The following is a 14,174-nucleotide window of genomic DNA, read 5'->3' as shown; positions in this document are numbered from 1 at the left end:
GCCGACTAACGTTTTTTTTGCCGCAGCGTCCACCAGGGAATACGGATGAATGTTTTTTTGGCTTCTTCTTTCCTGAACGGCGCGACCGGCGATAAATACGGGATTCCAACCGACTTCAGGGATGCCAGGTGAGTGCAGAGAACCATCAGGCCGATAAAAATGCCATACAATCCGAGCAGTGAGGTGATGGCCAGCATAAAAAAACGCATCAGCCGAATGGCGCCCGATAATTCGATCGACGGAATCGTAAAGGAGGCAATCGCGGTGCCGGCTACTACGATAATGGCCGGAGAAGAGATAATTCCGGCCTTGACGGCCGATTCTCCGATCACCAGCGCTCCGACGATACTGATGGCCGAGCCGATCGTCCGGGGCATACGGATGCTCGCCTCCCGAAGCATTTCGAAGGTCAGCTCCATAATGAGCGCTTCCAAAAGCAAAGGAAAAGGAACTCCCTCCCGGGACGACAAGATGCTGCTGAGCAGCTTGGGAGGCACCATTTCGGGATGGAAAGTAAGGATGCCAACATAAAGCGACGGCAGCAGCAGCGTGAAAAAAAATCCGATCATGCGCAGCCAGCGGATAAAAGTGGCAACAGGATAAGCCAAATAATAATCCTCAGGGGTTTTCAGCAGATGAAATAACGTGCAGGGCACAATCAGGCCAAACGGAGTCCCGTCGACAAGAATCGCTACCCGCCCCTCAAGAACACCTCCGGTAATATCGTCGGGCCGTTCGGTGCTGTAAACGGTCGGAAAAAAAGAACTGGGATGATCTTTGATCATTTCTTCGATATATTGAGATTCCAGCACGGCGTCAATGTTGATGTTTTTTAAGCGGTTGCGGACTTTTTGCACAATGTCGGGCACGACGCGGTCGTGCAAATAAATCATGGCAATATCGGTGCAGGTGACGGTGCCGACTTTCATTACTTCAATACGCAGCGCTTTATTGCGGATGCGCCGGCGGATCAGCGAGCTGTTGACCTCCAGCGATTCGACGAATCCGTCGCGGGGACCGCGGGTTACAGTTGATGAAGCGGGCTCTTCGATGCTGCGCGTTTCGTAGCCGCGTGTGTCGAAAGCCAGAATCGGGGTCCCTTCTCCCGCCAAAACAAGCGTCCAACCTGCCAATAAACGTAAAAGCGCCTCCTCCACGGAATCAAGTATGACTCCCTCCGAAGTGGTGACGATGGAATGGCTGAGCAGCTCGTGTAATGGCTCCTGGCAAGCAGAGATGTGCAAATTCCGGGTTCCTGCGATAAGCGGAACGATAATGTTTTCGTTTAACGTTCTTTTTTCTGTGATGCCGCACAACCAAAGCGCAAAAACGGGAATCCGTTCCACGCCGATTCTGCATTCGCGCACGGATAAATCCGAAGTGTTGCCCAGCTCGTTTTTGATGAGCTCGAGCGTCGAATGGACGCCGCATGCCGCTTGATTCAAGGTACCACCCGCTTTCCACATGGTATAGTATGGACGACCAGAAGGCGGTTATGCATTTATTGGATACGGTGAGAAAAACTTCTTTTTCTTCATGTTTGCCGAAATCACTTGACTTCTTGCCGTGACAAGTCTGTATAATGTTGCTATTCGGCGCTTGTTCAAGCCCAGTGGTAAGCGCGGTTGCGCAGCCTCGGGCGGGTTTTGCGCCAAGCCAACATAACAAGGAGGATGGCAAAATGGATCAGGCAAAGACGCCGGGCCAAGTGTACGGCAAGCTGATCGGCTCGGGGGTACAGGCAGCGATCAGCATGAATAACGGGCTGATTACGACGGTAGCGCCGGTGGAACCGGAACAGCTGAATACCGGAACTGAGGAGTTGTGGATCGCACCCGGACTCGTCGATTTACAGGTCAACGGATTTGGCGGATACGATGTAAATTTGGCCGGCGTTCCGATGGAAGATCGGGTGGAAGCGATCAAAAACATGACACACGAGCTGCTTAAGATGGGCACAACATCGTTTTGCCCGACGATCATTACTGCGGGATACGAGCAAATTATGGACAGCATGACAGCTGTCAGGCTCGCCTGTGAATCGGACCCGCTTGTCGACCGGTGCGTGCTGGGCATCCACCTGGAGGGGCCGTATTTGTCCGGAGAGGACGGACCACGCGGAGCTCATCCGAAGGAGCACATCAAAGACCCGGATTGGCAGGAGTTTTTACATTGGAACGAAGCAGCGGGCGGAAAAATCCGCATGGTAACCCTCGCGCCGGAACGCGCCGGAGCCGTTCAAATGATCCGCAAGCTGGTGTCAAGCGGTATTCTTGTATGCATTGGACATACGGCCGCCACTCACGATCAAATCACCGCTGCGGTGGATGCCGGCGCTGCGATGTCGACACATCTGGGCAATGGCGCGCACCCGCTGCTGCCGAGACACCCTAACTATATTTGGTCGCAGCTGGCGGAAGACCGGCTGATTTGCGGGATTATCGCCGATGGCCACCACCTGCATCCATCCGTAGTGAAAGTGATGGCCCGCGCCAAGCAAGGGCGGATTGTGCTGGTGAGCGATGCGGTGCATTTGGCGGGCATGCCTCCTGGCAAATACACAACACATGTCGGCGGCGAAGTCGAACTGCTGCCCTCCGGAAGACTGCAGACATCGGCAAATCCGCTGCTTTTGGCAGGCTCCGCCGCATCGCTGCTGGATTGCGTCGCAGGTTACAGTCAATTTACCGGAGCGGAGCTTTCCGAGGCTTTCACGCTGGCGAGCGCAAAACCGGCCGAACTGATCGGTGAGCCGCAGCTGGGGACGATCGCGACAAACCGATGGGCCGATTTGATTCTGTTTGCTATAACGCCGGAAACCCGGAAAATAGAGGTTCGAGCCGTAATCAAACGAGGAGAAACGGTGTATTCAACCTCAACCAGATGAGGACTTTTTGCCCATTTTTTGAACCGGTACAAATTTATTTTAAAAAACTGTTGATTTTTCTGCCTAGTAAATTGTAATATAATAAATGTATGCGGTTTCAAAAAGAATAGGGAAAAATTAATGTTATGTATATTGACATATAAATAGCGTAAATGTAATATTGTCGTAAGAAACAAAAAAATATTATGCATTTATCAATTTTTATGTCATTTATATTTACACAAATGGGCTGGAGGGGGTCAAAAATTTTTTTCAACAAAATTTGAACCGGTTCAAATTTAGAAAGTTCTATTTGTCAGGTATTATTCGGCATTACACAATTTGAGGGGAGTGTATTGGGAATGTCAAAAAAATGGGTGTCTGGTGCATTGGTTGGAATCATGGCTTCATCGGCGATGTTGGCGGGGTGTTCAAGCGGTAAAGAGGCGGCTCCGCAAGCTGGAGCGGGAAATAGCGGTGCGGGAGACGCAAAAGCGGATACGAAACCGGTCGAAGTATCGATCTGGACAGGGTATCCGGAGCTTGATCCGTGGTTCAAAAAGATGGCCGACGAATTCAAGAAGACCAAACCTAACGTGACGGTTCAAGTATCCTCTTTCCCGCTTCGCGATTACGAGAAAAAAGTCGCGGCTGCCATCCCGGCCAAAAATGCCGCGGATATTGTGCCGATGAGCCCGAACCTGGCATTGCGTTACATTCAAGGCGGCTTGCTCCAAGCGGCTCCCGACGACGTAGGCAAACAAATCACAACAACCTCTTACGATAAAATCATCGTCGACAAAACGAAGGTGGACAATAAGACGTATGGCGTGCCTTTTATCAAAGGTGCGGGCGCTATTTTCTACAATAAGGACATGCTGAAGGAAGCGGGCCTCACCGATCCGCCTAACGTGGACAAGCTTTTGGAATATGCGCAAAAGCTGGCTAAGAAAGACGCTTCGGGCAATTTGGAAAGAGCCGGCATGAGCTTGCGTTTGAGCGGCGGCGGCAGCGGCGTGGGAGAGAAGTTCTGGAACATCCTTGCGCAGCGCGGAGGCAGCATCGTCAAAGAAGTGTCGCCGGGCAAATACAAAGCTGATTACAACACGGAAAACGGCTATCAAACGCTGAAAATGTACGTTGACATGGTGCACAAGTTCAAAACCGACGATCCGAAGGTGAAACATGACACCGAAGCGTTCCAAACGGGAGCGGCCGCATTCTACATTCGCGAATCCAACGTAATTATGGATACCAAAACCAAAGCTCCCAACCTGAACTATGGAACGGCTCCTCTGAAAGCAAATGTGGTTTCTTTGGTCAACTATTACGTCGGGGGTTCGGATAAGGCGAAAATTCAAGCGTCGTGGGATTTCATCAACTTCCTGACCAAACCGGAAAATCAAAAATCGATGGTGGCGATGAGCGGCTGGCTGACACCGCGTATCGACTTGGATATGGCTGATTTGTATAAGGACTTCCCGCAATATCAAGGATTTTTCGCCAAACAGGAACTGCAAATGTATCCCGATCTTCCCGAGTTTGACGAAATCCTGACCAAATTCGCCGACAGATTGGCAACTAAGGGTTTCACTGACGCATCGTTTGCAGATCAGCCGGATAAAATCAAAGCGTTCCTGGATGAAGCGGCTAAAGAAACAAACGACATTTTGAAAAAAGCCGGACATTTGGCCGAATAATATGAACAATACGGTGAAATTTGGAATCGTCGGCACCGGTGCAATTGCCCGTTATCATGCGGCGGCCATTAAGCTGCATTCCGAAGCGGAGCTGGTTGCGGTATGCGGGATTACGATTGAGAAAGCAGAAGAGTTTGCCGAAGGGGATACGAGCATTCGGTTGTATGACGATTATGCTAAAATGCTGGAGCTGGCGGAGATCGATGTGATCTGCGTCTGCACCCCCAGCGGCATGCATGGCGACGGCGTTGTGCTTGCCGCTCACGCAGGCAAACATGTGCTGTGCGAGAAACCGCTGGAAGTGACGGCGGAGCGGATGACGGCGATGATCCGTGCCTGCCGCAGCCGGAACGTAAAGCTCGGCTGCGTGTTCCAACGGCGGCTCATGCCCGCTATGCTGCACACGAGGCAGGCGCTGCTGGACGGGAAAATCGGCCGGCCGGTCATGGGTAACGCTTATCTGAAGTATTACCGCAGCCCCGAATATTACCAAAGCGGCGGCTGGCGCGGCACAAGAGCGCTTGACGGCGGCGGGGCCCTAATGAACCAAGGCGTTCACGGCGTCGATCTGCTGCAATACATGATGGGCGATGTGGCTTCCGTCTTTGCTTATTGTCCGACGCTTGCGCGGGACATCGAAGTTGAGGATACGGCGGTCATTACGCTCAAATTCAAAAGCGGTGCGCTGGGCGTCATACAAGGAGCGACCTCCGTATACCCGGGACAGGAAACGCGTTTTGAGCTTCACGGCGACAGAGGTACGATCGAATTCGGCGACGAGGGCTTCAAGCAGTGGAAGTTCATGGACAGCGACGAGCCTGCTCCCGTCTTCGAGGATACGCTGGGATTCGGCTCTACCAGCAGCAGCGCCCAGCAGCTGCCGGTAGCCGGGCATTATTACTACATCAATGACATGGTCGAAGTTGTCCGAACCGGACGCGAGCCGCATGTGAACGGCGAGGAAGCGCGCAAATCAGTGGATCTGATTCTTGCCGCTTACGAATCGGCCCGCACGGGAAAAGAAATAGAGCTTGCTTGAAATGCTTACGAAGTAAGTTTTGCTGCGCAAAACTTTTAGGAGGATAAAGCGATGACGCAATTAGCGATTGACGGGGGAACGCCGGTCAGAACCAAACCGTTCCCGGATTGGCCGATTTACGGGGAACTTGAGGAAAAGCTGCTGCTAGAAGTGCTGCATTCGGGTAAATGGGGAGGAACCGGCCGAATTAAGCTTCCCGAAGCGGAGCAGCGGTTTGCCGATATACACGGCGCCAAACATGCGATCAGCGTCGTTAACGGAACGGTGGCTATCACGGTGGCGCTGCAGGCATGCGGAGTAGGCCCGGGGGATGAAGTTATCATTCCGCCGTATACTTTCTTTGCAACGGCGTCCGCTCCGCTGATGTTCGGGGCGATTCCGGTATTCGCCGATGTGCAGGAAGGCTCGCTGCTGATCGACCCTGACCAGGTGGAGCGGCTGATCACGCCAAAGACAAAGGCGATCCTGCCCGTTCATATCGCCGGGCGACCTGCCGATATGACGCGGCTGAAGCAAATTGCCGACAAGCATGGACTGCGCATCGTCGAAGATTCTGCGCAAGCGGTTGGCGGCAGCTGGAACGGCCAAGGCGTCGGCACGTTGGGCGACTGCGGCACGTTCAGCTTTCAGAGCTCCAAAAATATTAACGCGGGCGAAGGCGGCATGATCCTGACCAACAACGACGAGGTCGCCGAAATGGCTTGGTCGCTGATTAACGCGGGACGGATCCCCAGCGGTGAATGGTATCAACATGAGAATGTGGGCTGGAACCTGCGCATGACCGAACTTCAGGCGGCGCTGCTTGTCGGCCAGCTCAGCCGGCTGGAGGAGCAGATGCTTACCCGTGAAAAAAACGCCGCCATCCTCACCGAATTGCTTGGCAATATCGAAGGTGTGCGAGTGCTTGATGAGGAACCGCAGGTGACGCGTCATGCTTATCATCTGTACTTGTTCAAACTGCAGCCGGATGTCGCCGCCAAAACGACAAAACGCGAGTTTTGCGAGAAGGTGGTTAATGAAGGTATTCCGCTGCATGAAGGTTATATCGCTTTGAACCAGAACAAAGCGATTTTGGAAGGCATCCGCAAATGGACCGGAGAAAGCCGTACCTTCTCTTGTCCGGTCGCCGAAGCGGCCTGTTCGCGAGAAGCGTTCTGGCTGCCGCAAAATGTGCTGCTCGGCAGCGAAGAAGATATGCATGATATTGCGCGCGCAATTCAAAAAGTCGTACAATCGATATAGGAAGCATAAGGAGAACTATGCATGATTTGGGATCGGTTAGGCGTATTGACGGATGAAGTTTCTTCTAATATATTGGAAGCCTTGGATTGGGTTCAAAGGAACGGACTTCGCCATGTGGAGCTGCGCACCGTGGACGGCGCCAATATTATGAACGCGCCGGAGGATACGCTGGTACGAATACTTAAAGAAGTGGAGCGGCGGGGGCTTTATGTCTCGGCCATCGCTTCCCCGGTATTCAAATGCGCGCTTGATGCAAGCCGGCCTGTAGCCGGAGGCGACACCTTCGGACAGCAGGAGCTGGATGTGGACGCTCATTTTGAAATGCTTGCCAAAGCGATTCGTATTGCACGTTGCTTGGGCACAAACCGGATTCGCATCTTTTCGTTCTGGCGCGAGCAAGATCCGGCAAACGTCGTGCCTGAAATCGCCGAATTGCTGAAAACCGCGGCAAAAATAGCCGAGCGGGAAAAGATGCTGCTGCTGCTGGAGAACGAGCCGTCCTGCAACGGCGGCTTTGCCTCCGAAGTCGGCAGGATCGTCCGGCTAGTCGATTCGGTTGCGCTCAAAGCGCTGTGGGATCCGGGCAATGAAGCGTATGGCGGCAAAAGCGCTTATCCCGAAGGTTACGCCGAAGTAAAAGATGTCGTCAGCCATGTGCATCTGAAGGACGCTTATGTTGATGCCGGCGGAACGCCGCGCTGCGTGCCGCTCGGATCGGGAGCCGTCGACTATCCGGGGCATATCATGGCCCTGGAAGATAGCGGGTACAAGGGACTTTATACGATAGAAACGCATTATATTCCGGCCGGCGGCACGGCAATGGAAGGAACGGAGATGACGCTTGCCGGCTTGCGGAGGCTGCTGTCTTAAGATCAGCCTCCGCGCGGATTTCTTCCGCTTAAGGGGCAGCTTCTGCAGGTTCAAGTTTTGTACGTTTTAAGGAGGCGCAAGTTTTTGAACACGACGATTTCCGATTTGGCCCGCATTACCGGGCTCGCTAAAAGCACCATCTCCGGCGTACTGAACAACAAAAGCGGCTTTTCCGAGAAGACGAGACAGAAAGTGCTCAAAGCTGCGGAGGAACACGGCTATGTGCCCAATGAAATCGCAAGAGGGCTTTCGTCCCGCTCGACGGGGTCAATCGGTTTGATTATAAAAGACATTACCAACCCCTTCTATAATCACATTACAAAAGGGGTGCAGGAAATCGCCCGCGAGCATGGTTACACCGTCTTTTTGTGCAGCAGCGGCGAGGAACACGATACGGAGATCGAGCATATCGAAGCGATGGTGCGCAAACGGGTGGACGGCTTGATTATTGCACCGCTGCTCGAGGATGTGACGTTTGACCATATTTTCGCTCTGCAGCGTCAGGAAGTTCCGTTTGTGCTGCTCGGCAAAATACCGGGTCTCGCTTGCGATACTTTCGCCTTCGACGATTATGACGGCGGGCGCCAGGTGACGGAACATATGCTGGCCAACGGGCATACCCGTATCGGCTTCGTATGCGGACTGAAAACGTCAAGAGCGTCAAAGCTCCGCTACGACGCGTTTATCGACGTGATGAACAAGCGGGGGCTGCCGGTTGATGAACGTTATGTGTTCCGTGAAGCGAACGGTTTGGCGGACGGCCAGCACATCGGCCGGCAGTTGGCCGGTATCGACGCCGAGGACCGGCCGACGGCGCTGATCTGCTTTGATGACGTGATTGCCATCGGCGTCATCCGGGCTTTTATCGAAGCGGGTTTAAACGTGCCTGACGATTTGTCCATCGTCGGTTTCGACGATATCGACTTGACGACGTTCCCGCTGACCAGCGTATCGATTCCGACCTATGAGGCGGGGAAGGCGCTGGGCTGGACGTTGTTTGATCGCATTTTTCAAAGACGTTTGACGGACTTTCAACATATTATGTTTGATCAGAAGCTGGTTGTCCGCACGTCGGTCAAAAATATAAATCCTTAAGCGGGAATGGAGACAAACGCTGTGAAACCGATAACGATTAATGAACTGACTGTATTGCCATATTCGACGCGGCAGGAGATGGGAAAAGCTGTCGCGTCCGACGTAAAGGACCGCATGCTGGAGCTGCTGCGGGAGAAAGATCAGATTACCGTCGTATTTGCCTCGGCGCCGTCGCAAAATGAATTTTTGGATGCCCTGCGCGAAGAAGCGGATATTCCGTGGGAGCGCGTCATATGTTTCCACCTTGACGAATACGTAGGACTGTCGGCCGAAGCGCCGCAAAGCTTTTCGCTTTATTTGCAGGAGAAGTTGTTCAAGACCCGCAAGCCGAAGCAATTTCATGCGATTGACGGTTTGAACGATCCGGAAAAAGAATGCGAGCGGTATTCGCAGCTTCTCGCCGCCAACCCCGTCGACATCGCTTGTATCGGGATCGGGGAAAACGGGCATATCGCCTTTAACGATCCGCACATTGCCGATTTTAACGATCCGCTGCGGGTGAAAAGCGTCCACCTTGATCTGGTCAGCAGACAACAGCAAGTGAACGACGGGTGTTTTGAGACGTTGGAGCAAGTTCCTTCTATCGCTATAAGTCTGACAATTCCGACAATTATGTCTGCATCGCATATTTTCTGTACCGTACCGGGAGACCGCAAAAAACAGGCGGTACGCGACGCCGTACACGGGCCTGTAACGGAACAATGCCCGGCTTCGATCCTGCGCAGCGCCGGGTCGTGCCGCATGTATTTGGATGCGGAAAGCGCGTCTTTGCTGTGAACGGGCTGCGTTGTGCAAATTTAAAGAAAAGGGGAGGGAGCGGATGACGGCTCATGCAAAGAAAAGATTCAAGCTGAAGGCCGGGCATTGGTTTTGCATATTGGGCTTGGGACCGATTATTGCCGTATATGCCTACTTAAGGTTCATCCCAATTTTGCGGACGATTTATATCAGCTTTTTCGAGTGGGATCTCATTTCCGTCAAAAAGCCGTTTGTCGGCCTGGATAATTATATTGAACTCCTACACAGCGAGCCGTTTCTGCTTGCGATAAAAAATACGACGATTATCGCTTTCGGCATCCTAATATTCAGCGTTCCGATCGCGATTGTCGTCGCCAGTCTGCTGCATCGCGGCATCCGCTTTAAAGCATGGTACGAAGCGTTATATTTTCTGCCCTACATTACGCCGATGGTGCCGGTGGCGGTTTCGTGGAAATGGATTCTCGATTCCAAAACAGGACTTCTCAATTATTTGTTATCGTTTTTCGGCGTTCCCAATCACGCTTGGCTGTTTGATCCGGTGCTGGCGATCGTTTCCGTCATCATGCTGACGGTATGGAAAACGATTGGTTACAACATGATCATTTTCCTTGTCGGCATGACGGGCATAAACAAGGAAAACTACGAAGCGGCCGCCATTGACGGCGCGACAGGCCTCAAATCGTTCTGGTATATCACGCTGCCGCTGCTCAAGCCGATCACCGTGTTTGTCTCCATCGTCACGCTGATCCACGGCTACAACGTATTCAGCCAAATCTACATTTTGGCTTCCGACATTCAAGGAGCCCCGGGTTATGTCGTCCGCGTGTTGGTGTATGACATGATCGAAAACGGATTCCGTTTCTACAAGATGGGTTATGCGTCGGCCGAAGCGTTTGTGCTGTTCCTGATCGTGCTGGTGCTTACAGTAGTACAAATGCTGCTGGCCAGAGACAATACGGCTTCCGGAAGGAGGAAAAAACGGTGAAACGCCAAAAGCGAATACTGGATGCGCTCTCTATGATTGTTTTGACCATTGGAGCGATTGTCATGGTAATTCCGTTTCTGTGGATGGTGTCGACGGCGTTTAAGACGCCTCCCGAGCTGAACATATGGCCGCCGAGCTTCATTCCGAAGCAGTTTAATTTCAATAACTTCAAAGCGGTGTTCGAAGCCGCGCCGTTTCATCTATATTTTCTGAACAGTTTAAAAATGGCTTCGCTGTCGGCTGTCGCCATCGTGTTTACGTCGCTGATATCCGGTTTTATTTTCGCCAAATACAAATATTTCGGGCTGACTTTTGTGTTTTCGCTGTTTTTGGCGACGGCGATCGTGCCGTTCGAGATTTACATGATTCCGCTGTATATGCAGCTGCAGCAGCTGGATCTGCTTAACAAATTCGGCGGTTTGGTGCTGCCGTATCTGGTCATGAGTTTTGGCATATTTTTTATGCGGCAAAACGTCATCCAGCAAATTCCCGATGAGATGCTGGAAGCGGCCAGAGTGGAGGGCGCTTCGGAATGGGGTATTTTCTTCAGGCTGGTCGTGCCGCTGATGGTTGCGCCGATGAGCGCGCTGGGCATCTTCTCCTTTATTGAGGCGTGGAATGCGTTTGTATGGCCGCTGCTGGTCGTCGGCGACAAGTCGATGTTTACGATGGAGCTGGGGCTGGCGATGTTCCAATCGTCGTTTTCGATCGACATGACGGTTATGTCAGCGGGTTCGGTCATTTCAGTTATTCCGATCTTGATCGTGTTTATTTTCCTGCGCCGTCACATCATTCAAAGCGTCAGCATGACGGGAAGCAAGTAATTGCAAGTACCGGGGGAGGCAGGTTGCGAGAAACCGGCCTCCTTTTAAGTGTATGCGTATAGCGATAGTGAAAATGGAGTGTGACGGGTACGGAGGCGAGAGTTGATGATCCGGATGCGGATGCCTTTGGGGCAAGCCGTGTGGGAGCGATCATCGCTATACGGGTCGGAAACGTGCTTCTGGGAACCACATACTTGGATTAGACATAGCCGGCTTGTCCGCCGGATTGGACAAAAATGACGAATGGGGGCAACGGAACATGGGGTTGCTGAAGTTTTACAGGGAACATACGGAGAAGACGCTGCTGCCGTTCTGGGAACGGGCTTTGGATCATGAGCGCGGCGGAGTGTTTACTTGCTTCAACAATGAGGGAACCGAACTGCTGAGCACGGATAAGTACACATGGTCGCAAGGTCGGATGATTTGGCTGCTCTCCCGCATGTCGGAGATGATCGGCCGGGGTCGTTTATCCGGGGACGCTGCGTCGCTGCTTGCGCATGCGGGCAAGACGGTCGTTTTTTTGCGCCGTCACGTTTTTTTGGAAAACGGCAACTGTGCCTATTTGCTGACCGAAGACGGCCGGATGAAGGAACCGATTCCGGGAGCGGGTTATGACATCAGCTTTTATGCGGATTGTTTTGTCGTGCTTGGTTTTGCCGAATATGCCCGGGTTGCCGGGGATGGGGACGTGCTCGAAGAAGCTTTGAAGCTGGGGCTGCGGATCAAAGACAGATTGGCTTCGGGCGACGGACGCAGCGAGCCGTATCCGGTACCGGAGGGATACGAGGCCCACTCGGTTTCGATGATCCAGCTGAACATGTACCAGGAGCTGGCGGATGCGCTGGAAGCGGCGGGTCATGCCGCAGCGGCGCAGATTCGCAGTTTGGCCGCGGAAGCGATGGATGCGGTGATGGGCCGGTTTTATAAAGACGGCTTGATCCGCGAAATGCTGCCGGAGCGGCAGGAGGATGCCGATACGCTGCTCAGCCGCCATATTACGCCCGGTCATTCACTCGAATGCATGTGGTTTGTAATGGCCGAGGCGGTCAAGACGGGACGCGGCGAACTGATCGGCCGGGCTGCCGAGGTGGTGGAGCGAGCCGTCGATCTCGGTTGGGACGAGGAGTACGGCGGTCTGCTGCGTTATGTCGACCGCGAAGGCGGCGTTCCGAAAGGGAAACTTGCGGGAGGACGTTACGAAGATCTGGTGCGGGATACGTGGGATATGAAAATATGGTGGCCGCATTCGGAAGCTTTGTACGCGCTGCTGCTGGCCCATCGGCTTACCGGCCGGGAAGGGCTGCTTGAACGGTATGATCGGATGAGCGATTATGTATTCCGCACGTTTCCGAACCCGGACGAATCGGTCGGCGAATGGATTCAAATCCGCAGCCGGCAGGGACAGCCGGAGCAGAAACTGGTCGCTCTGCCGGTCAAAGATCCTTACCATATTTTACGCAACATGCTGCTGGTTATCGACTTGCTGTCGGCAGGCGCCGCACAGCCAGAAAGGGAGTGAGCGCCATGCCAAGCCGCGATGACGCATATGGCGGTTTGCTGCACTTGGGCTGCGCCAAAGTTGACATTACCCCGCCGCATCCGCTGCCTTTGGCCGGTTACGGCCACCGGAAGGGCGATTTCCAGAGCGTCAAGCGGCCGATTCACGCGCGGATTTTATATTTCCGCCGTCCCGGCGGGGGAGCGGGGACTGCAGTTGAGGAGGGGCAAGCGGATGCGGAAAGCGACGCGGGTGCGGGCGGAAACTGGGGCGCGGAAGGAGACAGAGCGCCGTTTACCGGAGCGCAGTGCCTGATCGTGTCCGCGGACCTGCTTTGCTTTGGTACGGATACGCTAGCCGGGATCCGGGCGGAGTTGCGCAGCCGCTTCGGATTTTGCGACGAGCAGATGCAGTTCCATGCGACACACAGCCATTCCGGCCCGCAGACGACCAATCTGTTTACGCCGATGCTGGGCCGCGCGGATGCCGGTTACGTAGCGTTTTTGGAGCGGCAAATTATCGCCGGAGTCGAACAGGCGTCCCAGCGGTTCGAGCCGGTTACGGTGGAGAAGGGCAGCGGCTTGTGCGAGATGGGCATTTTTCGCCGGAAAATGACCGGCGAAGGTATGATGATGGCCCCAAATCCGCACATTCCGGTCGATTCGGAGGTCACGGTGCTGCGGTTTGTGGTTGCCGGCGGGCGGACAGATGAGGCGAAGAGTGCAGATGGCGCGACAATTGCTGCCCGAACGTGCGCAAGCGGAGCGGGTGACGAGATTGCAGGTGAAACCGTTGGCGTGCAAAACGCAAAAGTTGCAAAAAGTGAAGAAGATGCAAAAGATGCGGGAAGTGCAGAAAAAGCGGGCGGTGCACTATGTTCGCAGGACGCCGGATCAGTCAAAACAAAAGCGCTGCTTTTGCACTATGCCTGCCATCCGACGACTTCGGGAGACAACGACTTGTCCTCCGAGTACCCGGGAGCGGCAATGGATATGCTGGAGGAGGATGCAGGCGGCGGCATGATTGCCGCGTTCCTGCAGGGCTTCTGCGGCGATGTCCGTCCGGCGCTGGTCAAGGACGGCGCCTTCTACCGCGGCAGCGACGCGGAGATCCGGCAGCTCGGCCGCAAGCTGGCCGATGCGGTGCAGGGCGTGCTGGCGGGCACGCTGCAGCTGCTGGCGGCGGGCTCGCTGGCCGCGGCGGCGCGGCGGGTGCCGCTGGCGATGCAGCCGGCGCCGACGCCGGAGGCGCTGCGGCGGTACGCCGGGCTCGCGGGCGCGGACGCGGACGCGGCTG

The 14,174-nt window shown here is 54.1% G+C and carries 12 protein-coding genes; 11 read left to right on the top strand and 1 reads right to left on the bottom strand.

Going from position 1 to position 14,174, the window contains the following annotated elements; all coding sequences use genetic code 11:
* Nucleotides 1–5: 5 nt before the first annotated feature.
* On the bottom strand, nt 6–1,466 hold the full coding sequence (locus tag EYB31_RS35475) for a spore germination protein (protein ID WP_131018317.1): 1,461 nt from the start codon (nt 1,464–1,466) through the stop codon (nt 6–8).
* 215 nt (nt 1,467–1,681) lie between these two features.
* Here EYB31_RS35475 and nagA point away from each other — a divergent pair, with 215 nt between their 5' ends.
* From nagA to EYB31_RS35420, 11 genes are all read left to right on the top strand, one after another.
* Nucleotides 1,682–2,887: an N-acetylglucosamine-6-phosphate deacetylase gene (gene nagA / locus EYB31_RS35470; protein ID WP_131018316.1), complete on the top strand. Its 1,206-nt coding sequence runs from the start codon at nt 1,682–1,684 to the stop codon at nt 2,885–2,887.
* Between the two features lie 341 nt (nt 2,888–3,228).
* Nucleotides 3,229–4,566 (top strand): extracellular solute-binding protein, encoded by a 1,338-nt coding sequence (locus EYB31_RS35465; protein WP_131018315.1) that lies wholly within the window; start codon nt 3,229–3,231, stop codon nt 4,564–4,566.
* A 13-nt stretch (nt 4,567–4,579) separates the two neighbouring features.
* The gene (locus tag EYB31_RS35460) at nt 4,580–5,605 is read left to right on the top strand and encodes a Gfo/Idh/MocA family protein (RefSeq protein ID WP_240763176.1); all 1,026 of its coding nucleotides are present in this window, start codon (nt 4,580–4,582) and stop codon (nt 5,603–5,605) included.
* Nucleotides 5,606–5,656: 51 nt separating this feature from the next.
* Nucleotides 5,657–6,847 (top strand): DegT/DnrJ/EryC1/StrS family aminotransferase, encoded by a 1,191-nt coding sequence (locus tag EYB31_RS35455; RefSeq protein WP_131018313.1) that lies wholly within the window; start codon nt 5,657–5,659, stop codon nt 6,845–6,847.
* Between the two features lie 21 nt (nt 6,848–6,868).
* Nucleotides 6,869–7,717, top strand: a complete 849-nt coding sequence (locus tag EYB31_RS35450; protein WP_131018312.1) for a sugar phosphate isomerase/epimerase family protein — start codon at nt 6,869–6,871, stop codon at nt 7,715–7,717.
* 84 nt (nt 7,718–7,801) lie between these two features.
* Nucleotides 7,802–8,812 carry a LacI family DNA-binding transcriptional regulator gene (locus EYB31_RS35445; protein ID WP_131018311.1) on the top strand — a complete coding sequence of 337 codons (1,011 nt, stop codon included), beginning with the start codon at nt 7,802–7,804 and terminating at the stop codon, nt 8,810–8,812.
* A 21-nt stretch (nt 8,813–8,833) separates the two neighbouring features.
* Nucleotides 8,834–9,589 carry a glucosamine-6-phosphate deaminase gene (locus tag EYB31_RS35440; protein ID WP_240763175.1) on the top strand — a complete coding sequence of 252 codons (756 nt, stop codon included), beginning with the start codon at nt 8,834–8,836 and terminating at the stop codon, nt 9,587–9,589.
* A 43-nt stretch (nt 9,590–9,632) separates the two neighbouring features.
* A complete protein-coding gene (locus EYB31_RS35435) occupies nt 9,633–10,556 on the top strand; it encodes a carbohydrate ABC transporter permease (RefSeq protein ID WP_131018309.1) in 924 nt (307 codons plus the stop codon).
* Nucleotides 10,553–11,380, top strand: a complete 828-nt coding sequence (locus EYB31_RS35430) for a carbohydrate ABC transporter permease (protein WP_131018308.1) — start codon at nt 10,553–10,555, stop codon at nt 11,378–11,380. The genes EYB31_RS35435 and EYB31_RS35430 overlap by 4 nt, the downstream gene beginning before the upstream one ends.
* A 259-nt stretch (nt 11,381–11,639) precedes the next feature.
* Nucleotides 11,640–12,899: an AGE family epimerase/isomerase gene (locus tag EYB31_RS35425; RefSeq protein ID WP_131018307.1), complete on the top strand. Its 1,260-nt coding sequence runs from the start codon at nt 11,640–11,642 to the stop codon at nt 12,897–12,899.
* 5 nt (nt 12,900–12,904) lie between these two features.
* Nucleotides 12,905–14,174: hypothetical protein (locus tag EYB31_RS35420; RefSeq protein ID WP_206105523.1), on the top strand; the 1,270-nt coding region annotated here is incomplete at its 3' end.

Source organism: Paenibacillus thalictri (assembly GCF_004307995.1).
GTDB lineage: Bacteria > Bacillota > Bacilli > Paenibacillales > NBRC-103111 > Paenibacillus_AF > Paenibacillus_AF thalictri.
This window is presented reverse-complemented; position numbering and strand designations above follow the sequence as displayed.

What these genes read in the sequence shown, in the direction of transcription:
- EYB31_RS35475 (WP_131018317.1), bottom strand. Translation starts at nt 1,466, where the DNA reads ATGTGGAAAGCGGGTGGTACCTTGAATCAAGCGGCATGCGGCGTCCAT.
- nagA (WP_131018316.1), top strand. Translation starts at nt 1,682, where the DNA reads ATGGATCAGGCAAAGACGCCGGGCCAAGTGTACGGCAAGCTGATCGGC.
- EYB31_RS35465 (WP_131018315.1), top strand. Translation starts at nt 3,229, where the DNA reads ATGTCAAAAAAATGGGTGTCTGGTGCATTGGTTGGAATCATGGCTTCA.
- EYB31_RS35455 (WP_131018313.1), top strand. Translation starts at nt 5,657, where the DNA reads ATGACGCAATTAGCGATTGACGGGGGAACGCCGGTCAGAACCAAACCG.
- EYB31_RS35450 (WP_131018312.1), top strand. Translation starts at nt 6,869, where the DNA reads ATGATTTGGGATCGGTTAGGCGTATTGACGGATGAAGTTTCTTCTAAT.
- EYB31_RS35435 (WP_131018309.1), top strand. Translation starts at nt 9,633, where the DNA reads ATGACGGCTCATGCAAAGAAAAGATTCAAGCTGAAGGCCGGGCATTGG.
- EYB31_RS35425 (WP_131018307.1), top strand. Translation starts at nt 11,640, where the DNA reads ATGGGGTTGCTGAAGTTTTACAGGGAACATACGGAGAAGACGCTGCTG.